Origin of the sequence: Bacillus sp. RC240, assembly GCF_044907945.1 — a bacterium.
Taxonomy (GTDB): domain Bacteria; phylum Bacillota; class Bacilli; order Bacillales; family Bacillaceae_G; genus Bacillus_A; species Bacillus_A mycoides.
This window is the reverse complement of sequence record NZ_JBIYCT010000001.1, coordinates 1,237,863-1,263,060: the sequence shown is the minus strand read 5'-3', so window position 1 is coordinate 1,263,060 and position 25,198 is coordinate 1,237,863. Positions and strand designations below refer to the sequence as shown.

Sequence of the window (25,198 nt, the reverse complement as noted above, 5' to 3'; positions counted from 1 at the left end):
AGTGTTTTAGAAGGCGCTCGTTGTTTTTTTGTTTCCATATAAATATAAAGGGAAATTTTGTAGAATATCTTTATTTTTTAACAGAATAATCTTTCAATTTCACAAAAAAAGAAATACAATATAAGGAAATATATATAAATAATATGATAGGAGATGGGATGAACTATTTTGAATGAAGGAACTGTTTTATATAAGAAATAATGAGGTAGTAAGAACAGAGATATTTGGGAGGAAACAAGCAAGATGAAAACATTATTTAAAATCATAGGAATTATAGCTGGTATGGCGGTAATCGGGGTAGGTGTAACGTATGGTATGCTGTATTATCTGAATAATAGTAAACCAGCTGCGAAAAAGGAATCACCAGCCGCTCCGGCAGTAGAAGTGCTAGCTGATAGTAATGTAAAAGCCGAAGATGCAAAAATGTTAGAAAATGGTAATTATTCATTGCCGAATAGTGGTTTTAATAAAAATTTCAAATGGACAGATGAGAACATACAGACAGCATTACATGAAATGGCACATCAAAAAGCGAAAGCTGATCAAAAATGGGGCTATATTTTTATTACACAAGAACGTATTGAAAGTTTACTTGAAATTATAAATAGTAATGATGTTGCACAAAAAAGTACATATGTGGATATTTTAGAACGATGGAAACAAGGAAAATATGAAAAGGTTGATGTGGACCACAACAAGATTTGGAAATTACAAAGTGGGAATTTAGGAGAAGGAAAAGGAGTAATGTCAGAAAAGGAGCAAAAAGAATTAATTAATCAAGTTTTTATACAAAAAGGTACATATTCAGGTAGTAAATTAATTGCAGGTGAGGTACAAGTTAATAAATAATATACATATTGATTTTGAAACACCTGTATTGTTATGAACACAAATGTTTTAACAAAAATGAGTAATTGCTTTTTAGAGCAGTTACTCATTTTTGTTATTACTCGCTTACTTTTCTAGTTTCTCTAATCCTTCCGTTTTCTCAAGTGAATGTGAACTTTAAAAATAGTGAATATACTTATTTTGGAGAGAAGAGAAAAGTGAGTTGATTCCTAAAGATTAAAAAGGAATAAGATGGTAAAATGAAGGGAGTGAAAATAGACAGGAGGGGTTGATATTGCTACAAGTCATGTTACCATTTGTTCTTATCTTATTTCTAGTCGCTTCGATGTATATAACTTATCAAAAAAGAAAAAAAGCGGGGATAAAAGGATTAAAAAGTTCATTAACTTCTATTTGTTGCTTTTTAATTGCAATATTAAATTTGTTTGCATATTGGCTTCATTTTGGCGGTATTTTTACTTGGCTAGTCTCAATCGTATTGTTGCTAGTTGGAGCATATTTTACAAAATATATTCCAATCTCAAAAAAGGTACACTAAAATTATATGAGTTTATACGTATCGATTTTATTTCATAATGAAAAGAGATTATTCTATTAGGTCGTTGTGCAGCGGCTTCATTGGATAATCTCTTTTTATGCTTTTTATTGTAGAGAATGTACTGTTATTTTTAGTTGCTCAATAAATTCCCGGGTAGAAGCGCACATATATTTATCTTTTCTATAAATAAGTCCTATATCTATTGTTGGAGTGGGGTTTTCAATTTTAATAGCTTGTATGTGCTCACTTTGCAAAAAGTCTATATACGGTTTTGGTAACACTGTAATTCCCATTCCTTTTGAGACCATTTGAATTAAAGATTCCATTGTACTAATTTCTAAAATTGGTTTTGGTTTAAAGTTAAAGTTTTGACAATGGGATGTAATTAGTTCAGTTAAAAAGAAATTTTTAGGTAAAAGAATTAAAGGATAGTTCTGTAATTCTGCAATAGATACACGATCATGTTCAGTTAAAGTATGACCGGTTGGCACGACTAATGTAAGTTCACTTTTATATAGTGGGATAGAAACAATCTCTTTATCTTGCACTGGAAGAAATGTAATGCCAATATCTAATTCATTTTGTAATAATTTTTCACGAATTTCCCCTGTACGAAGACCTAATACAGAAAGTTCAATATTCGGATATAAATTATTGAAATTTAAAATGGCTGGTGGTAGTAAATAATTTACGACGGTTAACAATGAGCCGATTGTTAAGGATCCATGTTGTAATCCGTTTAAATCTTGAATGGCAGAGCGGGCTTGTTCGACTTCGTGAAAGATTATTTTACTGTGCGATAATAAAACTTTTCCTGCTTCAGTTAAAGATATTTTTTTACCAATTCGATCAAAAAGTGGCATTCCTACTTCATGTTCTAATGCACGTATTTGTTGGCTTAGTGAAGGTTGTGAAATATTTAATTTCTCGGCTGCTCTTGTGAAATGTAATTCTTTCGAAACAGCTAAAAAGTATTCTAATTGTCGTAATTCGATTGAAATCACCTCAAGTTTAACCATAGGATATACCTATCATTATTATATAAATAATTGAATTGAACAATGGTTTTGTAGGATTTATAATCATTTTATCAGAAGTGGATTCTCAAGTTATCTATCAGTTTGAAAAGTTGTGTCGTGAGTAAGAGGAGGGATTAAAATGACTAAAGTATATGAAGTCCTATCTCTAAATATAGGACTGCCAAAAGAGGTTATGTATGGTGGGAAGTTAATTCAAACAGGGATAAATAAAAAGCAAGTAAAGGAACCTGTTTTTTTATCATTTTTAAAGCTTAATGGAGATGGACAGGCGGATTTAGTTCATCATGGAGGGGTAGATAAAGCGGTTTGTGTTTATACTGGTGATCACTATCCGTACTGGGAAAAAGAATTGAATCAGGAACTTGTATATGGGGCTTTCGGTGAAAATATAACAGTAAGCGGAATGCGTGAAGAAGATGTTTGTATTGGTGACACGTTTCAACTCGGAGAAGCGATTGTACAAGTAACGCAGCCAAGACAACCTTGTTTTAAATTAGCAAAGAAATATAATATTCCAAAGCTACCATTATATTTTCAAGATACAGGATACACAGGTTTTTATTTTCGAGTATTAAAAGAAGGATGGATATTACCGGTAGATACTTTAAAATTGTTGAAGCCTGATCCAAAAGGTGTGTCAGTTTCGTTTGCGAATCGCATAATGCATAAAGAAAAACAAAACTCTGAAGGATTAAAAAGGATTTTAGAAGTAAATGCACTGTCTACTAGTTGGAGAAAGACGTTTGAAAAGCGTATTAGGGGCGAAGAAATTAGTACGAAGGAGCGACTTGAAGGAACAAAATAATAAGTGAATAATATTTTTATAAATGGTGCATTTCTATTAGTAAAAGCTAGTTAGAAAGCATTATTTTTATATAATAAACTTATTAATATTCAACAATCTCAATGTTGGTTTATTCGACTTAGTTTTAAAGAGTCAAAACATAAAATTAATTAGATGATTTTTTTATGTTTTATGATATTATATTGAATTATAAGGACTATTTTTTGGGTAGGTCTTATAAGCTTATATAATTTAATGGAATCGACGTATGGAGGTACAACATGGGTAATGTTGAAAAGGTTGCAAATATTCTATTTGAAGAACCGAACAGAGAGCAGTTATTTCCTTTATTTGAAAAAGTGTTTGGGATTACGAGTCAAACATTACATGATTTTTCAGAGAAAGGATATTGGGATAATACATTTAAAGCATTTTCATATTTACAAGATGGTAATGCGATTGCAAATGTTGCGGTATTTTCACTCCCGTTACTAATTAACGGTGAAAAAATAAATGCAGCGGGTATTCAATCGGTAATGACACATCCGGATTTTCGTAGACAAGGGCTAATGACACAATTGCTTAATAAGATGCTAGAAGAAATAGATAAGCAATGTGAATGTGCTTTCTTGTTTACTGAGACCCCTGAACTATATAAATCATTTGGATTTCAAGTGGTGCAGGAATATCTGATGACTATACCGTATGATTTAAAGAATAATAAAGATTCTATACTTAGAAAGCTAGATTTTTATAATGAAGAGAATAGAATTTTAATAAATGAAATCATTGAAAATAGTCAAAGACTTTCTAATATGTTTTCGACAATAAATTATCAATCTTCATTTTATTTGAAAATGTATGACTTAAAATGGAATGAGAAACTGTATTATTCTAAGAAACTAGATGCGATCATTGTTTATGAAGTAGAAAATGAAAAGCTAAAGTTATATGGAGTATTTGCTCCAGTACTTCCGATTTTAGATGAACTATGTGTGGAAATCTCTGAATCATTTACAGAGATTGAATTTTATTTTTGCCCAGATCAATTAGGGATTGATGATGTACAATATACAGAATTACAGTCTAGTAAATCTTTGATGGTTCGAAGTAATAAAGAATTAGATTTTAAAGGACATAAATTCCCAGTTTTAACGGAGTTTTAAATGTTTATATAGATGCTTTTGATGGAGGATAAAGGTAATAATCCTAGTGAACTACTCACCACTTAGCAAAGCTAGAAGTGGGAGCTTCTCAAGTTCCACGACGAAAGTAACCTTTCGTCTCCATGAGCGTTACTTCGGGGCGATCCACCCCTAAATGTCCAACGCTTGGATGCTCTCTTTATACGGTTGATATTTTACGCAGGAACCGTATGGCTTGGTTTTCGCACGCTATTTTCTTCCTGCAACCTTCTATATCAAGCTATCAAAGAACTCCATAAAGCTAGTTTAGCAAAAGTTTTTGGCTATGCCAAACCGAAATTCATCTAAAATAATGATTCGCGATTGAATTTTACAATTGAACAAATATAAATAAAAAACCGCATTCTTTCTATTAAGAATGTGGTTTTTTATTTACGTAAGATAAAGCACATTTATTGACCGGGAAGTCATAAATGCTTATCATTTAATAATGTTAAATATTAATTTACCTAATATAATAGGACTAATGGAGAAATTACAGACTATATCGCTCAAATAAGGGGGAATATAAATTATTCGATGGTAATTTCATGAAAAAAGGAGATTGTGTATGAAATCATTTCGCAAGTTGTTACAGTATTTAAAACCATACATGTTCTTCGCTATTATTGGACCGCTATTTATGGTACTTGAGGTTGCGATGGACTTAATTCAACCGACAATAATGCAACATATTATTGATGTTGGAATTGCAAACCGGGATTTGAATTATGTAATAAAAATGGGGCTTCTTATGATAGGAGCAGCAGCAATCGGTTTAGTTGGAGGACTTGGCTGTATGATGTATTCTACAAAAGCTGCTGTTAATTTCGCTACAGACATACGAAAAGATGTGTTTGCGAAAATAGAAACATTTTCTAGCAAAAATCGTGATTCATTTGGAACAGGTAAATTATTAACAATCGTGACAAATGATATTACATCTATTCAATCGGCAATGACGATGACGTTACGTGTACTTGTCCGTGGACCGTTATTATTTATTGGAAGTATCATTATAGTCTTTGTAACAGCGAGAGACCTATTTCCAATTTTACTTGTTGTGGTACCCGTATTATTAGTTGCAATTGTATTGATTGCAGGTCAATCGAGCGGTTCATTTAAGCGAGTACAAGAAGCATTAGATAAAGTAAACACAAAGCTACAAGAAAATTTATCCGGTGTACGTGTTATAAAAGCATATGTAAGACAAAAATATGAAATCGCACAGTTTGAGAAAGTTAATACAAGTTTAACTGAAATAAATATTCGTGCAATACAAATTATTTCATTGATGATGCCAATTATTATGCTAGTTGTAAATAGCGGAATTGTAGCAACTTTATGGATTGGTGGCGAGAAAGTTTTTAACGGTACACTCCAAGTAGGGGCCATTTTAGCTTTTATTAACTATTTAAATATCATTTTAATGTCACTTATGTCTATTAGTATGGTATTTATTCAAATTGCCCGTGCTTTTCCATCAGCTGATCGTGTACAACAAGTCTTACATACTGAAGTTGATATTACAACTGAAGGCGACGTATATGAACCAAAACAAGTGGTTGGTAATGTAGAGTTTAAAAATATTAGCTATAGTTATACGAAAAATAATGAATATGTTTTAAAAGATATTTCATTTACTGTACGTAAAGGTGAAAAAATAGGGATTATTGGATCGACCGGAAGTGGTAAATCTACATTGGCGAAACTATTGCCACGACTTTACGATGTTGATCAAGGTGAAATATGTATAGATGATGTTAATGTGAAAGCATACGATTTGCAAAAACTTCGTGCTTCCATTGGCTTCGTTCCACAAAAGGCACTTCTTTTTTCAGGCAGTATAGAAGAGAATTTACGTTATGGCAAAGAAGATGCAACTTATGATGAATTGGAATTAGCATCTTCATCTGCTTGTGCGACTGAGTTTATCAATAAGCTGGAAGACTCTTATGAATATAACTTAACACAAGGTGCAACCAATCTATCTGGTGGTCAAAAACAACGTATATCTATTGCAAGAGCCCTAGTGAGAAAGCCATCTATTCTTGTATTAGACGATTCTACATCGGCAGTTGATGCGAAGTCAGAAGCTGTAATACAGGAAGCGTTAAGGACAAGATATAGTGGCACAACGACATTTTTAATTGCATCAAAAATATCTTCTATTATAGATGCTGAGAAAATCCTCGTGTTGAATAACGGTGAATTAGTTGGAAATGGTACGCATGAGGATTTATTGGCAACTTGTGAAGTGTATCAGGAAATTTATCTTTCCCAAGGTGGTAGTCTGCAGCAAGAAGGAGGGGAAGAGCATGCGTAATTTTCAAGGACAATTTGGAAATAAAGGTGGACGTAACAATCCGAAAACGGGAAAAACAAAGAATACTAAAGGAACTATAATGCGAGTATGGAACTACATGGGGTATCAAAAAGCATCTCTTATGTTCGTTATTATTCTTGTATTTATCACGACATTACTAGGTTTACTTGGGCCATATTATATGGGGGTCATCATTGATGAATACATTGTACCGAAGGATTTAAGCGGGACAGCGAGAATGTGCATGCTGCTCATTGTAATATATGGGATAACCGTATTGTTAACATGGTTACAAACATTTGTAATGATTAATGTTGCATTAAAGACGATACAAAAAATACGACAAGATATTTTTGAAAAAATCCAAACACTTTCTCTACGATTCTTTGATGTACGTTCTCAAGGTGATTTAATGAGCCGTGTGACAAATGATATTGATAACTTAAATCAAGCTTTGACACAAAGTGTTGTGCAAATCATTTCATCAGCGTTAACGTTTATAGGTGTAACAATTGCGATGTTTTCATTAGATTGGATTTTAGCGATTGTAACTTTAATTACAGTACCTATTATGTTTTTCGTTACGAAAAAACTAGTTGCTTATAGTGGGAAAAACTTTGCGAAGCGTCAAAAGGATTTAGGAGAATTAAATGGATTTATTGAGGAAGCCATTACAGGTGCAGACGTAACTACGTTATACGGAAAAGAAAAAGAAACCGTACATAACTTCAATAAAATTAACGAACAGCTAAGAATTTCAGCAACGAAGGCTGAAACGTTTTCAGCATTTATTTTTCCAAGTATGAACTTTATTAATAACTTAGGAATGGGGCTTGTAATTGGAACTGGATCGGTAATGGTATTAAACGGAATGACAACAGTAGGTGTCATTGCAGCTTTTATTAATTATTCTCGACAATTTTCAAGGCCACTTAGTCAATTTGCAACTTTAATGAATACGATTCAATCGGCAGTTGCTGGAGGAGAACGTGTCTTTGAAATTATGGATGAAGTACCAGAAATTCAAAATAAAAAAGATGCAGTACTTGTACAAAATTTACAAGGACATGTTAGGCTTGAGAAAGTTTCATTTGGATACGCACAGGACAACATGATTTTAAAAGATGTGAGTCTCAAGGCGAATCCTGGGGAGACAATCGCTTTAGTCGGTCCAACTGGATCAGGAAAAACAACAATTATTAATTTGTTAACTCGCTTTTATGACATTCAAAAAGGGCAAATTAGCATTGATGAAAAAGATATAAAGGATTATGATATTAATTCTTTGCGGAGTAAAATAGGGGTTGTTTTACAGGATACGTATTTATTTGCAGGAACGATTATGGAAAATATTCGATATGGACGTTTAGATGCAAGTGATGAAGAAGTAGTTGCAGCAGCAAAAGCAGCATCAGCACATTCTTTTATAAAACATCTACCGAATCAATATGAAACGGAAATTGCTTCAGAAGGTTCGAATTTAAGTCAAGGACAAAAACAACTCCTTGCGATTGCACGAGCGATTTTAGCAGATGCAGATATATTAATTCTCGACGAAGCAACATCTAATATTGATACGAGAACAGAATTACAAATTCAATCTGGATTAAATAATTTAATGAGAGGGCGAACAAGTTTTGTAATCGCTCATCGGCTGAAAACGATTGAAAAAGCAGATCAAATACTTGTAATTAAAGATGGTAGTATTTTTGAAAGAGGAAATCACGAATCTCTTATGGAAGAGAAAGGATTCTACTTTGATTTGTATACGAGTCAGTTTAAAATTTAACAAAAATATTGATGTAATGCGGTTTCTCGTGATAAGAGAAACCGCATTTTTTGTATTTGCAAACATTGCCATCCGAATAGTCTTTCACTGAATGTTTTAACAGCGTACTTTTGCAGACTAGGTGAAAAGAGGTTGGCTTGATCATAAAGGCTGGTGGTATGAAGTTGAGTAAATTTGAAGTAAGATTGATTCGGTGTTTGTTGCTTTGTTATGTTGGGGGGCAAGTCAGTTTGGTTTCAGCTTATATTTAGTGGGAAATGAACAAAAATCCGCTTCGATTAAAGCTATACGTTATTATTTTTTTGCAGAAAACTCCCGCCTTAAGGAGTGAATAGAGCAGAGTCCAATAAATAGGTGGGAGATTTGAGCTGACTAGGTAAAAACTTTAAGCATTTGTGACATATCGGAATTAGTTCGTTTCGATATGTCACAAATGGTATATAGAGTATCACCTCAACCCATGAATGAATTAGAACTATGAAATAGATTACTATTAAAAACAATCTAAGTTTTAAAAATATATAGAAAGGTAGTTTATAAGTAACCGGAATGAGTATAGAGCTAGTTTATAACGATTGATATAGCGCTGAAAACCAATAAAACAGCCATAATGATGTTAAATAATTGAGTATGTTGTAATAAAAGTTTTTGGAATATTGAACCAAACAGGCTCCAACTAAATGTACTCATTAAACCGACTACACCTAGAAATAATGAAAAAAGTAGAAAACTGGAATATGAATTGTAGTAAGGGAGAATAAAAGTAGAAACTACAGTCAGTCCGAATAATATCCCTTTAGGGTTAACAAACTGAAGAAAAATCCCCACTGTAAATAAGTTTTTATTATCTTTTTCATCGGGATCTGTACTGCCTTTACTAGTGAGTATTTTAATAGCTAGATATAGCATGTATGCTACTCCTAAAATTTTTAAAGGTAATTCGATTTTGGGTAAAATATTAATTAGTACGATATTAAAGAAACTACATAAAGAAGTGAGGAGGAAAAAACCGAAAGCTACTCCAAAGCAAAATTGCATGCTCCTTTTCAAACCAAGTTGATTTGCGTATGTCATAGCTAAAAAATTGTTAGGACCGGGTGTGAAGCTACTAATAAAAACAAATAATAAAAAAGAAAATAAAGGCATTTCAAAACCCCCTAAGTATTTTTCGTGTGTTATAATGACCGAAAAGAACAATATAACGTGTGCTTTTTATTATACATAACGGTCGTTATGTTGTATATAGTATAGGAGTGTTTTTTATGGAAGAAATTCAACTTATTTTGGCGAAAAATATAAAGGCAATACGTGAGAAAGAAAAATTAAGTTTAGAAAAGGTTTCCCAATTAACGGGTGTGAGTAAAACGATGATTGGACAAATTGAAAGAGGAGATTCAAGCCCGACACTAACAACGATATGGAAAATTGCGAATGGTTTAAAAGTGTCTTTTACGTCTTTAATTAATAATCCACAGCCTGATACGAAAGTGGTTTTACGAAACGATGTTCAAGTATTATCAGAAGACAATGGGAGATATAAAGTGTATCCTTCTTTTCCTTTTCAAGATGATAGGAACTTTGAAATCTATACGGTTGAAATTGAAAAGGAAGGAAAATTAAGTTCGGAAGGCCATAAAGAAGGGACCGAAGAATTTATAACGGTGTTTGAGGGAGAATTGACAATTGAAATAAATGATTGTCAATATACATTAAATAGCGGAGATTCAATTCGCTTTAAGGCGGATAGACCGCACTCTTATCATAATTCCGGACGAACGCTAACTCGGTTAAGTATGACCATTTATTATCCAGCTTCATAAACTTGCTATTTTATTTAAAATATAAAGAGATATGTTTTGATAAAACCATCTATAAGAGATGGTTTTATTTATTACAATTTACAAAAAAAGACACTCATTTGAGTGTCAACACAGTATTGCTCTCGCGTATAGGATTGGAGAATATTTCTCAAATACGTATTGAGATGGTTCGTAAAGGAGAAACTGTCTTCTTATTTAATGTAACATCAGCATGGGCGCAGTGTAAATTGATAATATATATACGGAAAATTTAGTAAAGATAGTTACTACTATGAATATAGTGAAATGTGTTTTTGTTGCTTAATCACTGTCGTGATAGTTACTAGTTTAGTATCTAAAAATGTTTATTAAAAAAAGAATGAATCATTTTTTAATCGATTCGTATAATTGTTAGAAAGGTACCTGTTGAACCACCTTCAACTAAATTAAAGATGGATAATATGCCGAATAATTGAAGTGAAATTGTATTACAAGCAAATAAATTGGTAATTGAATTATTATTATTATAATTTGAAGTTGATATTGCGGGAGTAAAAATAGATCTAGGAAGTGGAATGGAAGAGTTCAATAGTAGTTATAGCAAAGGTAAATGTTTAATATATGTAAAAATCATTTGAGAATGAAAAAAAGATTAGTTATGGAATTTTTCTGAAATGATAGAGTTATTATTATATAAATTAGTAGACAAAAATGTGGAATGAGGTATTAAATTGAAGCGAGATGATAAATTATCAATAAATAAAGCTATGATAGAACCTGGAAATATTGGACCTACATTTCCAGTTCTTCCCCCAATTTATATTCCAACGGGACCAACAGGTACAACGGGACCAACAGGTGTAACAGGCCCGACCAGTCTAACGGGATCCACAGGTGTAACAGGCCCGACCGGTCTAACGGGATCCACAGGTGTAACAGGCCCGACCGGTCTAACGGGACCAACAGGTGTAACAGGCCCGACTGGCACAACGGGATCCACAGGTGTAACGGGCCCGACTGGCACAACGGGATCCACAGGTGTAACGGGCCCGACCGGCACAACGGGATCCACAGGTGTAACGGGCCCGACCGGCACAACGGGATTCACAGGTGTAACAGGCCCGACTGGTACAACGGGATCCACAGGTGTAACAGGCCCGACCGGCACAACGGGATCCACAGGTGTAACAGGCCCGACCGGTACAACGGGACCAACAGGAGAACCTGGGGTTATTGGTCCCATAACAACAACCAATTTATTATATTATACTTTTTCAGATGGAGAGAAACTTATATATACAGATGCAGATGGGATAGCTCAATATGGGACAACGAATATATTATCACCTAGTGAGGTTTCATATATAAATTTGTTTATTAATGGAATTTTGCAACCACAACCATTTTATGAAGTTAGTACTGGTAAACTAACTTTATTGGATAATCAACCACCTTCGCAAGGGTCATCAATTATATTACAATTTATTATTATTAATTAAAAAAGACAGATTCTTAATGGAAAAAGGAATCTGTCTTTTTTTGTTCTAAATTACAATAGTTAAAATTAAGTGACGATAAATTCAATTGTTATTGGGATTCCACCGTCTAATACATCTCCGCCAGGAATTGTAATAGCACCAGTAGGACCTGTGGTGACACTGGAGTTCACGCTAGGTTGAATTATCCCGTTTACATAGAGGTTGTAATACGTAAAAGTCGGAAAGGCAGTTGCAGTAGTACCGGCATCGTTTAAACAAGCTGTTGCAGCAATTGCAAAAGCTGCACCTGTTCCTGTTCCAGCTCCTAGTGTAGATGTAAATCTTCTAGAAGCGATAAATGGTTGAATAATTGGCAATTAAATTTCACTCCTTTAATTATTTTTTGAACGAAGTATAGAATAACTTGTCCACTATATTGTATGAAAGTTTTTTATAATAGAAACGGCTTCATGATTATAGAAGGAACACAATATTAGTAAAGGTATCATTTTTAATTAGTTGAAAGAATGATGTTGTTACTTGTAGAATATATGCTAATGATTTATTTATGTTTTAATTTTTAAATGAAAATGTGCTTTTGGACCTAATAGATAAACGTGGAAAAATAAAATAAACTCTTAAGTTTAGGTGTTTAATCTAAGCAGTCAATTATTAAAAACATATAATTAATATGTGAGTCATGAACATAATTAAATTACGTTTTCAAGTTTGATTATAATTCATGTTTCCTATTTTAAGAGAAACATATAACTCAACTACTTTTTACAATCGCATCTTTTATAGTTCTTAGAATAGGAAAACACTCAACTATAAGAAAAGTAAGGAGGAAATAAATGTCAAATAATAATTGTTTTGGTCATAATAACTGCAATCCAATTGTTTTTTCAGCAGATTGTTGTAAAAATCCACAGTCAGTTCCTATTACTAGGGAACAATTAAGTCAATTAATTACTTTACTAAACTCATTAGTATCAGCTATTTCAGCATTTTTTACAAATCCAAGTAATGCAAACAGATTAGCGTTACTCGATTTATTTAATCAATTTTTAATTTTCTTAAATTCCTTATTACCTTCTCCAGAAGTTAATTTTTTGAAACAATTAACTCAAAGTATTATAGTTTTATTACAATCTCCAGCACCTAATTTAGGACAATTGTCAACATTATTGCAACAATTTTATAGCGCCCTTGCACAATTCTTCTTCGCTTTAGATCTTATCCCTATATCCTGCAACTCAAATGTTGATTCTGCAACTTTACAACTTCTTTTTAATTTATTAATTCAATTAATCAATGCTACTCCAGGGGCGACAGGTCCAACAGGTCCAACAGGTCCAACAGGTCCAACAGGTCCAACAGGAGGCGGAGCGACAGGAGCAACAGGAGCGACAGGAGCAACAGGAGCGACAGGAGCAACAGGAGCAACAGGAGCAACAGGAGGCGGAGCGACAGGAGCAACAGGAGCAACAGGAGCAACAGGAGCGACAGGAGCAACAGGAGCAACAGGAGCAACAGGAGCAACAGGAGCAACAGGAGCAACAGGAGCAACAGGAGCAACGGGAGCAACAGGGGCAACAGGGGCAACAGGAGCAACAGGAGCAACAGGGGCAACAGGAGCAACAGGAGCAACAGGTGGCGGAGCTATTATTCCATTTGCTTCAGGTACAACACCATCTGCGTTAGTGAACGCATTAGTAGCTAATACAGGAACTCTTCTTGGATTTGGATTTAGTCAGCCTGGAGTTGCTTTAACTGGTGGAACAAGTATCACATTAGCGTTAGGGATAGGTGATTATGCATTTGTAGCACCACGCGCAGGGACTATTACGTCATTGGCTGGCTTCTTTAGTGCAACAGCTGCATTAGCTCCATTATCACCTGTTCAAGTGCAGATACAAATATTAACTGCACCAGCAGCAAGTAATACGTTTACAGTACAAGGAGCACCTTTATTATTAACACCAGCATTTGCTATAATAGCTATTTTGGACACAGCATCAGGTATCATACCTGAAGCAATTCCGGTAGCCGCTGGGGATAAAGTATTATTATATGTTTCATTAACAGCTGCTAGTCCAATAGCTGCAGTTGCTGGATTTGTAAGTGCAGGTATTAATATCGTCTAACTTGTTACAATGTTTGTTTGAAATTTAAACAGGCATTTGTATATAGCCCTTCCTAATTTTATTAGGAGGGGCTATCTTTTATGGGAAGATAGGTGATGAATCAATTGAGAAATTACTATTTGATAAGTTGGTATATAAGAAAAATCAAAATTTATGATTTACACTTTATTGTTTATGGAATAAGTTATATGGTTTGAAAAATTACATAGAAACAAAAAAGATGAATTCTATTAAAAACAGAATTCATCCATAAAATAAACTATATACTAGTGGGTTAAATTGTTAATCATGAGCGGTGAAATGTCATTGCTCAAATTAGTAATAAACTATTTATTTTTATTACAGTTACATCCCTTTTTCTTTACATAGCCTTGCTCGGCTAAATCTCTTTGTGACTGGGAATCGGAAGATTGAGAGTTCGAAGATTGAGAGGATGCTGAAGAGCTACTATTTTTATTATTAGAGTAGTTTTTTCGATAGTTATAATTACTCATAGTACTATCACCTCCAATTAAATATATAAATATTATATGTATGTACTCTATTAATTGTTACGATAAAAAATCTCCTCGATATTTTCCGAGGAGATAAATGGTGGTTCTATTAAAATGATACTAATTAATACCCCCAGTATAGAGGGAAGTAATAAGAATCTTGGTAATATAGATTTTGTTGCTGAGTAGGGGGCTGAGTTGACTGATTTATCATGTCGCGGTTTTGATTACAGTTTGCGGGAGGACCAATTACCGTAGTGGATTGAATTGGGGATACTGCTTGTTTCCATTGTTGCTCATTGAGGCAATAAGTATGAGCCATCATATTAGCAGGAGTTAATCTTAAAATATCAGAACCAAAAATAACTTCTGGGGTTGGGGCATTGAATATAGCTAATAAATGAGTATTATCTGCTGAAGCAATTTCATAATGCCACCACGCTTGTGGAATGTTGGCAACTTGCCCTGGTTTTATCGGTAAGTTTAATATCTGATTCGTAAATGGATTAAGTAAAGAAACAACAGCAGATCCTGAAATACAGTAAACAAGTTCAGCTGCATTTTGATGAATATGTGGTTCTACAACATTCCCTGTACTTAAATAAATATCTAATAAAGAAGTATTTTCTAAAGTATTTAATTGTTTAATGCCAAGTACGTTTATATAATTTTGGGCATCTTTCTTAAAAAAATTACTTTTACTTAAATCATGAGTGAAATTAGTTGAGGGGGAAGTGTAGTCGATATTAGAAGTCAATTGTATTACCCGCCTTTCTATAGGTAAGTATGGATACAACTTTAGGATATGTGCCTAGTGTTAGTTATGTGCATTTGTCTGTATCATAATAAATTCACCTGTTTTATAAATAATATAGGTTGTGCTTCTTATTTCTCATAATGTAAATACGGATAAAAATTAGAGCGAACTAATGAAAGTCGGAATTATTGATGTTAGGTTAGGAGTAAAAATATTAAAATTTATTTCGTATATTTTAATGGTTACGTTATATGAAAAGACCAATGCCTTATAGAAAGGAATTGGCCTTTTATTTAAGATAGTTTTTGATGAATCATTAATTGTGCTTTAGCAGTATTGGCGTAATTTAGCCACTCTAATTCCAAGTTTTGTTTTAAATCGAAATGGATTTCGATGACGTCAAAATGAGATACCTTTGTTTTAAGTGGAACAGGCATCCCATTTACTTTTACTTTTTTCATGCTATGTGCAATTTTTGGAAATGCAGAGAAAGAAAAATCAATAATTGTAGCACCATCTGGTAAATAAATAGGTTGTAAATCTGTAGTATAAGCCGTAATAATATTTTCGAATAGTTCATACGATACTAAATTGTGGAAGGCGATTGGATCTGTAGTTAATAAATCGTTATTCACAATTGTATCATTCATTATTTTATAAGATATTGCTTGAACATCTACAGTTCTACTATTCAATAAATAAAAAATACCATTATCTTTTAATGTTTTTGCTGATTGCGTTTGAATGATAATTGTTTGTTCAGTATCATTCATATTTATTTTAGTTTTTAAATTGTTATTAAAATGGCTATTTTCAAGAGCGATATTATCTTCGAAATAGTTTATAGTTGGTTTGTATAATTGATGAATCATTCCAAGAATTTTATAGCAATCTAGCACACTTGCAGTGGTGATACATATTCGTGAAACACTTGATACGTTTTGAGATTCTTGTAGTTGTGAGTAAGCAGAGTAAATAGGGCTGAGTTCATAACTTATTTCAAATGACAGGGTAGTATCATAAAAAGAAAGTATGCCTTTTCTTAAATTCGTTATATTGTTTTGAATGCGTGGCGCATATTCCGTTAGAAGATTATGTGTTTTTTTATATCTTTCCTTATGTAGATATTGAAAAGCAAGATTTTCTAATTCATGCTGGATTGAATATAAACCGAATCTCTCTGCAAGTGGTGCAAAGAGTGTTAGTGTTTCATTTGCATAAGCTACTTGTTTTGCAGGCTTTTTAACACTCAATGTTTTTATGTTATGAAGGCGGTCTATAACTTTTATAATACCAACACGTATATCTGTTTGAGAGGCCAGTAATAACTTTTTAAAATTAATTGCTTCGTATAATGCTTTCTTTTGACCACATTGTTTTTTAACTTTTGTTAATCCATCTACAATATATTGAACGTTCGCACCAAAATATAACTTAACTTCTTCTAGAGAATGCTCTGTATCTTCTACAACATCGTGTAATAACGCAGCAATTAATGTTGTGACGTCAGCTTTATAATTTAGTAATATTTCTGTAACCGCGAAAGGATGAATGATGTATGGTTCTCCAGTTTGACGGTATTGTCCATCGTGTACTTGCTCTGCAAACTTTATAGCTTTTTTAAATAGTGTTAATTCCTCAGATTGAAGATAATTCGCCTTTCGTAATAATACCTTGCACATATATATCCATCCTTTAAAATTATTTTTAATAATAATTCTATATAATATGATAAAGACCTTTTGAAATTGTAATTATTGTTTAAAAAAATAAAGTATATTGAGATTAAACTATATTCGTATTCGCATTCATACTTTGGATTGATGGAAAAAAGTAATGAACGTGTTAATTTAAAATTACATCAATCAATAATAAGGAGTGAATGTTCATGTCATTTAGTGAAACGATTAGAAATGAAGTGCTCAGCTGGGCGGGTGTTTCTGAAAAACCTCATCGATTTCGTGGTATTGAAATAAATTATGGTAAGAAAGAACTTGGTCATCTTCATGGTGAAAAGTTAGTTGATTTACCATTTCCGAAGGTAAAGCGAGATGAATTAGTGAATGAAGGGTTAGTGAAACCACATCACGTATTACCTGAATCAGGATGGATAAGTTATTATATAAAGAGTGAAGAGGATATTCCATTCGCAATTGAGTTATTTCGTATGCAATATGACCGAATACAAAAAAGAAATAAAGTAGATAAATAAAATTTTATTTTTATGTCACATCCCTCCTAAATCGTTCGTCTTGTATGTAGAACGATAAGGAGGGATTTTATTATGAATACATTTGATATAGCGATTGTTGGTGGTGGGCTTGCTGGGTTAACAGCATCTATATATTTAGCGAAATCTGGAAGGAAAGTTATTGTATTAGAAAAATCCAGTCGCTTTGGTGGTCGGGGGATGACTATAAATAAAAATGGCATTTGCATGAATCTTGGTGCACATGCTTTATACAGAGGAGGAGCAGCATTTTTAACTTTTAATGAGTTAGGTTTGAATCTTCCAGGTGGAATGCCATCTACAAAAGCACATGGAATATGGAAAGGGGATGTATTTACCATTCCAACAGATTTTCGCTCCATTTTATCAACACCGTTACTTTCATGGTCTGCAAAAGTACAATTCTCTCGTCTTATGATTCATTTAGGGAAATTAGATGTAGGAGAAGTTCAAAAAATGAGTTTATCTACATGGGCAGAAAATGAAATAAAAGATCCGATGGTTCGAAATATATTTTATGCACTATGCCGAACAACAACATATACGTTTGCTCCTACAATACAATTAGCATCATCTGTACTAACGCAAATACAGCTTTCAATAAAAGAAGGAGTATTTTATGTAGATGGTGGTTGGGAGACGATAATAACAAAATTAAGAGATATAGCGAATAATGTTGGGGTGCAATTTCAGGCTAGTAAGCATGTATTGGAAGTAGAAAATTGTGAAGGTATACAAAAAATTCGTTGTTCGGATGATGAAGTATTTGAAGTTGATGCAGTTGTCGTGACGATGCCACCTAAAGAAGCTTGTAAAATAATAAAAGGTGCAGAAGGAACAAGTTTGTATAGATGGAGTGAACAATCGGTACGGGTTACCGTCGCTGCATTAGATATTGGTTTAAGACGCTTAACCAATCCTACACATCAATTTGCATTAGGGTTAGATCAACCTATATTTTTCACGAATCAATCAAGAGCAGCCAAATTAAGTGAAGATGGAGCACTTGTAGTGAGTTTAATTAAGTACCATAATCCTATGCTTGAGATAAATCATTTTCATGATGATCAAGAACAGTTAGAAAATACGATGGAATTGCTACATCCTAATTGGAAAAGAGAAGTTGTTGCAAAGCAATATTTACCGAAAATAACGGTAGTACATGATTTTCCTCATATTGACCGTGTTGAAAAACCGGGCCCTAATATACCTGAAATGCCAGGTGTTTACGTTGCAGGAGATTGGGCTGGGCATGATGAAATATTAGCTGATGCTGCGGTAGCAAGCGGGAAACGTGCAGCGTTACACATTTTAAAGCAATTTGAAAGTGAGGTAGTTCATCATGGAAACGGAGCAGTTATATGAAGCGTATCAACCATTATTATTTTCGTTAGCATATAGAATCCTTGGGAGTGTTATGGATGCTGAAGATATCGTCCATGACGTATTTATATCGTTTAATAATATGGAGGACGTTCAATCTATAGAAAATATGAGAGCCTATTTATGTAAAATGGTAACAAATCGCTCAATTGACAAATTACGTTCGGCAGCACATAAACGTAACGTATATGTCGGAATGTGGCTGCCAGAGCCATTTGTGGAAGAGATTGATGATCCATCAGAGTCATTTGTAATGAAAGAATCAATTTCTACGGCATATTTATTACTTTTACAACAACTGACTGAGGTAGAGAGGGTTGTTTTCATATTAAGAGAGGTTTTTAGTTATGACTACGAAGAAATCGCTTCGATTGTAGAAAAGAGTAGTGTGAACTGCCGAAAAATCTTTCAACGTGCACGAAAAAGTATTTTAGATAAGCCGAAGCAATCAACATTAAGTACGAAGAAAATGGCTGCCTATGTGGAAAAGTTTGTATCATCATTACAGTGTGGGGATACGCAAGGTATGTTAGAAGTTTTAAAAACAGATGCGATATTTAAAGCAGATGGTGGTGGTAAAGTTACAACTGCAATTAATCAGATTTATTCTGCAGATAAAATTATACGTTTGTTCTTTGGAATTGCAAAACGATTGCCAGAAAAGTATAGTGTTGATTTCAAAATAGTAAATGGTGCACCAGGCGTTATAGTTACAATAAATAATAAAGTGACGTATGTACTTTCATTCATATTTGAGGATGAGAAAATTTCAAACATTTATATGATGGTTAATCCTGAAAAACTTATGCACTTAAATGTAATAGTATAAAAAAGACGCATTTCTTTAGAAGTGCGTCTTTTTTTTATTTTTCTAACATTTCAAGAGGTACATCTTTTTCGCCGGCTACCTCGAATTTAATTTCCCCGTCTTCTTCATAAATGCGTTTAATAATCGGTATAGTTATCATTAGTTTTTTATGCTGTTTACGTCTTCTAGCAGCATCTAAGTTAATCACGTTCATGTGTAAGCATCCTTTCTTACAGAAATATATAAACAAAAGAAAATGCGTCCGAAAAGGGCGCTTAGTTGAATTAGAAATACCGATTCATTTAAATGGGGTTTAGATTATCTTATAATTGAAAACTGATTGTAAAATAATGTGAATTAAATAATTGCACGTAGAAATTAACTTTACCAAAAAACGAAACAATATGCTATAAAAAATTTTAATTCTTTGTCGTATAACAGGAAAAAGGGGTGCATTTCGCATATAATGAAAAGTAGACGGGCATCATGTACTTTTTCATCATATTGCTTGGAAAGGCGATGGAGAAAATGAATACTCTAGATTCATTATTATTGCAACTTGAACAATATGGAGAAGAGCATGATCGAAATAAAGAAAAAAGAGAAGAAAAATTAAGAAATATTTCTCGTGAAATGGGGCAGTTTTTATCAGTATTAGTAAAGGGGTGCAATGCAAAAAAAATTTTAGAAATTGGAACTTCAAATGGCTATTCTACATTGTGGCTAGCAAATGCGGTAGAAGAAACAAATGGAAATGTTATAACTGTAGAACTTTCTTCAGAACGGGTTGGAGAGGCACTTGGAAATTTTGAAAGGGCAAATCTTACACAGAGAATCGATATTCATAATCAAGAGGCTGGGGCATTTTTAGATTCGCAAGTAGATCGTTCATTTGATTTTATTTTCCTAGATTCAGAGCGCACGCAATACATGTGGTGGTGGGAACATATAAAACGTATTTTAGAGCCAAAAGGTTTTCTTGTAATTGATAATGCAACTTCTCATGCGGGGGAATTAGCTGGATTTATAAAGATGATTGAAGAAGACGTTACGTTTGAAACCGTGTTATTAGCTTTTCAAAAGGGAGCATTTGTTGCGCGGAAGAATAATTAGAAGTGGACCTAATATAATTATCACATTGAAAGATAGTATATGTCAAAAGATAGAGCATTGTATGAATTTAAGAAGGTAACTAAATGGAATTTCAAATTAATAGTCAGTGGTGATAAGTAAGGTAAGCTGTGAAGAATCCGTCTTCAGCATGTTGTTCTCTAGGTCTTAAGTCTGAGGAAAATAATGACGAGAACAGGTATACTTATACTATGAAACAGGGAATGACTGCATAAGCAGGTATTTCTTGAAAAATCGATTTCAAGCAAGCAAAAATGTATATGAAATACGATATATTAGATGAAATATAGTGCACATAAATTCGCACATATAAATAAAGGAGCGATTTTGTTGACTGAACTCGAGAAAAAAGAACCTGTATCGATTGTGAAAGATAATAATGTAGAAGTAGTAGTGGATACAGTAATAAAAGATGCAGAACTTGAAGAACTGAATAAAGAAGCAGATCTTTATGTACAAAAGTTGAATAGCGAGCAAAATACAGATTTATCAAAAGTATTGTCGCAGCTTGGAGACTTAGGGGATAAAGAGCAGCAAGCGGCAGGACAAACGCTATCAGCTTTAAAACGTCCTGTGACAGCGATGATGAATGGAAAGAATGAAGAAATTCCAAATACATTGTTAGAATTACGAAAAGTGGTATCAGAACTTGATCCAAACTCATTAAAAGCAACTGGTATGAAGAAACTTATGTTTAAAGTGTTTAAGAAAAATCCGCTTGAAAATTACGTGCATAAATATCAATCTATAGATAAGCAAATCGAGGAGATTATAAGATCACTTCTCATTGGCCGTGATAACTTGCAAGAGGATACGGTTGGTCTTGAAATGTTAAAAGAGCAATCACACGATAAAATTCACGCTCTTGATAAACAAGTATACTTAGGAAGAAAACTTGCTGGTATGCTTGAAGCTGAGAAACAAAATCCAGAACGTCAAAGGGATATTCCGTTAATAAATGATGCATTAGAAAAGATACTTGTGCGTACTCGTAATATGCAACAAGCAAAAAGTGTATTATTACAATCTATCGCATCTGTAGACATCATTAAGAAAAATAATGAAAAGCTATCAGAGGCAATTCGTAATGCAATTACGATGACGCAAAACGTTGTAACGGTTTCCGCTGCAATACAGCTTGCATTAACAAATCAACGTAAAACAATTGATGCTGTTAATGCAACAAATGAAGCGATTGAATCAATGGTATTAAGCAATTCACAAGCATTAAAACAAAATACAGAAGAAACAACAAAACTCCTTGAAAATCCTGCAATTAGCATGGATAAATTACGTGAATCATTCCAAAATGTATTTGCCGCTATTGAAGCATCTGAGAAATCGTCAGAACGTATTATTGAGTCTAGTAAGAAATTTGTAATTGAACTAGATACATTTAATGATGAGATGAAGCAGAAACTCATTCAGCGTCCAAGGAAATAACAGACTTTTAGAGGAGGTGAAAAAATGAGTTTCATTCAAGGAGTATTATTACTATTAGGATCATTACTTTTAATCGCATTTACTGTCGTTGTTTTAGTTGTATACTTCGGACGTAAACTTTATTTTTCATGGACGAAACCATATAAGAGAGCGCAAGATTCTATTGAAAAATTATCGAACAAATCAACACCGTTTTTACAAGAATTTACGCAGCACCCACTCTTTTATCGCTGGATTCGTACAGAAGGGAAAAAAGAACAAAATACATTAAATACACTTTTCTGTTCATCGGGCCAACGTACGAGAGAGCAAGTTTTCTCAATGTTACCGAAAGAAAAGCAGAAAAAAGTGCATGTGATGGCAAAAACAACGAAAAAGCTTACGAATGAAGATATTGATATTGCAACAATGAAAGTGAAAGATTTCTTGAGACAAGAATCACAGCAAACTGCTAAACCGACAGACTTATCGTTTTATAAATTGTATTTCTATGATCGATATCCAGATGCATTAAATACAATTCAAGCATATAAACGCTCGATTAATCCTTCACTACAAAGAACGGTTGATGACATTACAATTTCAGTATTAAATGCACTTCCGTACTATCAAGAACAACGTATGTTTGAACAACAACATAAACTTGAAACGTTCTTAATGAAAGATTTAACAGCGATGTTATCATTAGTGGTACAATTACCACCATCACAACGTCCTGAAAAAGAAGAAGAATTAAAAATCTACTTGCAAAATTTCCAAAAAGAAATGGAAGTAGTAGAGCGTGATATTCGTGACTCCATTGATCATGATTTGAATGTGAAGATGAGAGCAGCGACTGAGAAGTTTAAGAATAAATAAAAAAGGCGCCTTAAAAGCTAAGTATTTCTCAGCTTTAAGGCGTTTTTTTTTGAGATTTCATTTTGCCTTAACGGTAGTAAAACTAGAAGGAATACTTTCATTATGCAATCGATCAACTGCAGTTACCACATACGTATACGTTTCTCCAGAAATAGCCGTTTTATCTACGTAAATTTCTCCAAGTTTTGTTTTTCTTACAGTAGTAAGTAAATGTTTTGGGTTTTGTATATCCACTTCATTTTTTCCATTCACACGGTAAATTGCGTAATAAGCAGAGTCATTCTCTCTATCATCAATGATACCTATAGCAATACCTTCATCTCTTGGAATGGCACCTTTTAAAGTAGGTTGTTTTGGTGGATCATGATTAAGCCAAGGCATAGGTGGAATTAATGCAGGGTGTTTATATATGTCTTTTGAGAGTCTATCTTTAATTCCAAGTGGATTGTTATTTATATCTTTTAAACTGAAATGCATACTACCTTTTATTTGTGGATATTGATGGTTTAAAGCGATTTGCTTTGGATATTCTTCAGGATCAGACCAAGCAGGGACAGAGCTGTTATTAATTTTATAGGCCGCCTGACCGATGTATAGGTGAATGGGTTTATTATTGGTTTCTTTTACCCACCAATCTACTAATATATCATATGCAGCAGGTGTAAAACCTATATTCCAATATATTTGCGGTGTAATGTAGTCAATATATCCTTTTTGTATCCACTCACGTGTGTCAGCGTAAAGGTCATCAAAGTTTCTTTGACCTGCAGTTGTGTTAGAGCCAGTTGGATCATCAGCTATATTTCGCCATACGCCAAATGGACTAATGCCAAATTTTACGTATGATTTTTCTTGTTTTATAGCAGTATTTAAACCTTTTACGAGTTCATTTACATTATTGCGACGCCAATCTTCGATAGTTGAAAAATTCCCATTATTATATGATTCAAATGTTTTTTGATCAGGAAATTCTTCGCCAACTACTTTATAAGGATAAAAATAATCGTCCATATGAATTGCATCAACATCATAATTTTTTACGATTTCTAAAGCGCCTTCCGTTATAAAGTTTTTCACATCTGGAATACCAGGGTTGTAATATAGCTTCCCGCCGTAAGGCACAACCCAATCGGGATGTTGTCTTGCAGGGTGATTATTTGATAATCGATTTATATCAGTGTGATTCATCGTTATTCGGTATGGATTAATCCATGCGTGGAATTCTATATTTCTTTTATGTGCTTCTTCAATCATAAATGCGAGCGGGTCGTATCCAGGGTCTTTTCCTTGTGTACCCGTAATGTATTCAGACCAAGGACCGTAATTTGAAGGATAGAAAGCATCAGCAGTCGGTTTAATTTGTACAACGACTGCATTCATACCAGTGTTTTTTACATCGTCTAATAGTCTTATAAATTCTTGTTTCTGCTTTTCAATAGGTAAGCCAGTTTTTGAAGGCCAATCAATGTTGAGAACAGATGCTATCCATACAGCGCGTAATTCATGTTTTTTGTAAGTAGTATTTACTTCAGCATAAGTAGAGTGAGGGGAAATGAAAGAGAAAGGAGTAAACAATATGACGATACAGCACATCATTACTAAACGTTTCATAATCATTTATACGCCTCCCTATTATACGATTATTTAAAATAATATATGATGTTAGGTTGGCCCTGCAATTGAGAAAAATAAATATTGAAACATTAATTTAATAGGAAAAATATTTTTAGTGAAATTTACTTTCAGTATAACTAAATCGTTTCATTTCTTCATATGCTTGTTAGTAAAGTGAAACTTTCTTTCATTTGAAAGAAACAATTTATAAGTATAGGAGGATTCAATAATGAAAGTTTTATTCGTTTGTTCTGGAGGAATGTCCAGCGCAATTGTTGTAAACGCTTTAAAAAAAGAAGCAGAGAAAAAAGGTATGAACATGGAAGTGCATGCTATTGGAACAAGTGAGGTGGAGGAAGAAGTAAAGAATGGTTGGGATGTTGTAATGGTTGCACCTCAAGTTAGACATCGATTTGACGCTGTAAAAAAACTTACAGAACAAGAATCTATTCCGTGCGGTATTATTCCGCCGCAAGCATACACGCCGCTTGGTGGACCGACTTTATTAAAAACTGTAAATGAATTAATTAGTTAGGGGGAAGCGTT

The 25,198-nt window shown here is 33.4% G+C and carries 23 protein-coding genes and 1 pseudogene; 16 read left to right on the top strand and 8 right to left on the bottom strand.

All coding sequences use genetic code 11. The features are described from left to right. The first annotated feature begins 243 nt into the window (after positions 1-243). Positions 244-849 (top strand): PRK06770 family protein, encoded by a 606-nt coding sequence (locus tag ABH955_RS06455; protein WP_404455218.1) that lies wholly within the window; start codon positions 244-246, stop codon positions 847-849. Between the two features lie 274 nt (positions 850-1,123). Continuing rightward, the gene (locus tag ABH955_RS06450) at positions 1,124-1,387 is read left to right on the top strand and encodes a hypothetical protein (protein ID WP_404490994.1); all 264 of its coding nucleotides are present in this window, start codon (positions 1,124-1,126) and stop codon (positions 1,385-1,387) included. 104 nt (positions 1,388-1,491) lie between these two features. On the opposite strand, the gene ABH955_RS06445 is transcribed toward ABH955_RS06450, so the two are convergent. Further along, on the bottom strand, positions 1,492-2,391 hold the full coding sequence (locus ABH955_RS06445; protein ID WP_404491023.1) for a LysR family transcriptional regulator: 900 nt from the start codon (positions 2,389-2,391) through the stop codon (positions 1,492-1,494). Between the two features lie 154 nt (positions 2,392-2,545). Here ABH955_RS06445 and ABH955_RS06440 point away from each other — a divergent pair, with 154 nt between their 5' ends. The 4 genes from ABH955_RS06440 to ABH955_RS06425 all read left to right on the top strand — a co-directional run bounded on the left by ABH955_RS06440 (position 2,546) and on the right by ABH955_RS06425 (position 8,510). Beyond that, a complete protein-coding gene (locus ABH955_RS06440; protein WP_404490993.1) occupies positions 2,546-3,232 on the top strand; it encodes an MOSC domain-containing protein in 687 nt (228 codons plus the stop codon). Between the two features lie 260 nt (positions 3,233-3,492). Continuing rightward, positions 3,493-4,377: a GNAT family N-acetyltransferase gene (locus ABH955_RS06435; RefSeq protein WP_404490992.1), complete on the top strand. Its 885-nt coding sequence runs from the start codon at positions 3,493-3,495 to the stop codon at positions 4,375-4,377. A gap of 589 nt (positions 4,378-4,966) precedes the next feature. Beyond that, the gene (locus ABH955_RS06430) at positions 4,967-6,721 is read left to right on the top strand and encodes an ABC transporter ATP-binding protein (protein WP_404490991.1); all 1,755 of its coding nucleotides are present in this window, start codon (positions 4,967-4,969) and stop codon (positions 6,719-6,721) included. After that, positions 6,714-8,510: an ABC transporter ATP-binding protein gene (locus ABH955_RS06425; RefSeq protein WP_404490990.1), complete on the top strand. Its 1,797-nt coding sequence runs from the start codon at positions 6,714-6,716 to the stop codon at positions 8,508-8,510. Before ABH955_RS06430 ends, ABH955_RS06425 begins: the two co-directional genes overlap by 8 nt. Positions 8,511-9,071: 561 nt before the next feature. Here ABH955_RS06425 and ABH955_RS06420 read toward each other — a convergent pair. Beyond that, positions 9,072-9,656 (bottom strand): LysE family translocator, encoded by a 585-nt coding sequence (locus ABH955_RS06420; RefSeq protein ID WP_113936520.1) that lies wholly within the window; start codon positions 9,654-9,656, stop codon positions 9,072-9,074. Positions 9,657-9,715: 59 nt separating this feature from the next. On the opposite strand from ABH955_RS06420, the gene ABH955_RS06415 reads away from it, so the two are divergent. After that, on the top strand, positions 9,716-10,330 hold the full coding sequence (locus tag ABH955_RS06415; protein WP_242311477.1) for a helix-turn-helix domain-containing protein: 615 nt from the start codon (positions 9,716-9,718) through the stop codon (positions 10,328-10,330). Positions 10,331-10,700: 370 nt separating this feature from the next. On the opposite strand, the pseudogene ABH955_RS06410 reads toward ABH955_RS06415, so the two are convergent. Further along, positions 10,701-10,904 (bottom strand): annotated as a pseudogene (locus ABH955_RS06410) (BclA C-terminal domain-containing protein); the annotation flags it as partial. Between the two features lie 136 nt (positions 10,905-11,040). On the opposite strand from ABH955_RS06410, the gene ABH955_RS06405 reads away from it, so the two are divergent. Beyond that, a complete protein-coding gene (locus ABH955_RS06405) occupies positions 11,041-11,808 on the top strand; it encodes a DUF4183 domain-containing protein (RefSeq protein ID WP_404455240.1) in 768 nt (255 codons plus the stop codon). A 65-nt stretch (positions 11,809-11,873) separates the two neighbouring features. Here ABH955_RS06405 and ABH955_RS06400 read toward each other — a convergent pair whose 3' ends face one another. Further along, positions 11,874-12,164: a DUF4183 domain-containing protein gene (locus ABH955_RS06400; protein WP_002031992.1), complete on the bottom strand. Its 291-nt coding sequence runs from the start codon at positions 12,162-12,164 to the stop codon at positions 11,874-11,876. 477 nt (positions 12,165-12,641) lie between these two features. On the opposite strand from ABH955_RS06400, the gene ABH955_RS06395 reads away from it, so the two are divergent. Next, positions 12,642-13,934, top strand: a complete 1,293-nt coding sequence (locus ABH955_RS06395; RefSeq protein WP_404490989.1) for an exosporium glycoprotein BclB-related protein — start codon at positions 12,642-12,644, stop codon at positions 13,932-13,934. A 618-nt stretch (positions 13,935-14,552) separates the two neighbouring features. Here ABH955_RS06395 and ABH955_RS06390 read toward each other — a convergent pair. After that, complete coding sequence (locus ABH955_RS06390) at positions 14,553-15,185, bottom strand: cupin domain-containing protein (RefSeq protein ID WP_002136296.1); 633 nt, start codon at positions 15,183-15,185, stop codon at positions 14,553-14,555. 293 nt (positions 15,186-15,478) lie between these two features. Next, a complete protein-coding gene (locus ABH955_RS06385) occupies positions 15,479-16,867 on the bottom strand; it encodes an HD domain-containing protein (protein WP_404490988.1) in 1,389 nt (462 codons plus the stop codon). Positions 16,868-17,073: 206 nt separating this feature from the next. On the opposite strand from ABH955_RS06385, the gene ABH955_RS06380 reads away from it, so the two are divergent. The 3 genes from ABH955_RS06380 to ABH955_RS06370 all read left to right on the top strand — a co-directional run bounded on the left by ABH955_RS06380 (position 17,074) and on the right by ABH955_RS06370 (position 19,627). Beyond that, positions 17,074-17,397 carry a luciferase domain-containing protein gene (locus tag ABH955_RS06380; RefSeq protein WP_404490987.1) on the top strand — a complete coding sequence of 108 codons (324 nt, stop codon included), beginning with the start codon at positions 17,074-17,076 and terminating at the stop codon, positions 17,395-17,397. Between the two features lie 72 nt (positions 17,398-17,469). After that, positions 17,470-18,780, top strand: a complete 1,311-nt coding sequence (locus tag ABH955_RS06375; RefSeq protein ID WP_404490986.1) for a phytoene desaturase family protein — start codon at positions 17,470-17,472, stop codon at positions 18,778-18,780. Beyond that, positions 18,758-19,627, top strand: a complete 870-nt coding sequence (locus tag ABH955_RS06370; protein WP_113936515.1) for a sigma-70 family RNA polymerase sigma factor — start codon at positions 18,758-18,760, stop codon at positions 19,625-19,627. The genes ABH955_RS06375 and ABH955_RS06370 overlap by 23 nt, the downstream gene beginning before the upstream one ends. Before the next feature lie 34 nt (positions 19,628-19,661). Here the strand turns inward: ABH955_RS06370 and ABH955_RS06365 are convergent, their stop codons facing one another. After that, entirely contained in the window at positions 19,662-19,820 is a 159-nt protein-coding gene (locus tag ABH955_RS06365) for a hypothetical protein (protein ID WP_002085567.1), read from the bottom strand. A 305-nt stretch (positions 19,821-20,125) separates the two neighbouring features. On the opposite strand from ABH955_RS06365, the gene ABH955_RS06360 reads away from it, so the two are divergent. The 3 genes from ABH955_RS06360 to ABH955_RS06350 all read left to right on the top strand — a co-directional run bounded on the left by ABH955_RS06360 (position 20,126) and on the right by ABH955_RS06350 (position 23,038). Then, positions 20,126-20,719 (top strand): O-methyltransferase, encoded by a 594-nt coding sequence (locus ABH955_RS06360; protein ID WP_113936557.1) that lies wholly within the window; start codon positions 20,126-20,128, stop codon positions 20,717-20,719. Positions 20,720-21,067: 348 nt separating this feature from the next. Beyond that, positions 21,068-22,180, top strand: a complete 1,113-nt coding sequence (locus ABH955_RS06355; protein WP_002119468.1) for a toxic anion resistance protein — start codon at positions 21,068-21,070, stop codon at positions 22,178-22,180. A 24-nt stretch (positions 22,181-22,204) separates the two neighbouring features. Further along, a complete protein-coding gene (locus ABH955_RS06350) occupies positions 22,205-23,038 on the top strand; it encodes a DUF3974 domain-containing protein (RefSeq protein WP_113936514.1) in 834 nt (277 codons plus the stop codon). Positions 23,039-23,095: 57 nt separating this feature from the next. On the opposite strand, the gene ABH955_RS06345 is transcribed toward ABH955_RS06350, so the two are convergent. Next, on the bottom strand, positions 23,096-24,655 hold the full coding sequence (locus tag ABH955_RS06345) for a glycoside hydrolase family 10-like protein (protein ID WP_113936513.1): 1,560 nt from the start codon (positions 24,653-24,655) through the stop codon (positions 23,096-23,098). Positions 24,656-24,881: 226 nt separating this feature from the next. Between ABH955_RS06345 and ABH955_RS06340 the strand changes: the two genes are divergently transcribed. Further along, the gene (locus ABH955_RS06340; protein ID WP_000865888.1) at positions 24,882-25,187 is read left to right on the top strand and encodes a PTS sugar transporter subunit IIB; all 306 of its coding nucleotides are present in this window, start codon (positions 24,882-24,884) and stop codon (positions 25,185-25,187) included. The last annotated feature ends 11 nt before the right edge of the window (positions 25,188-25,198 follow it).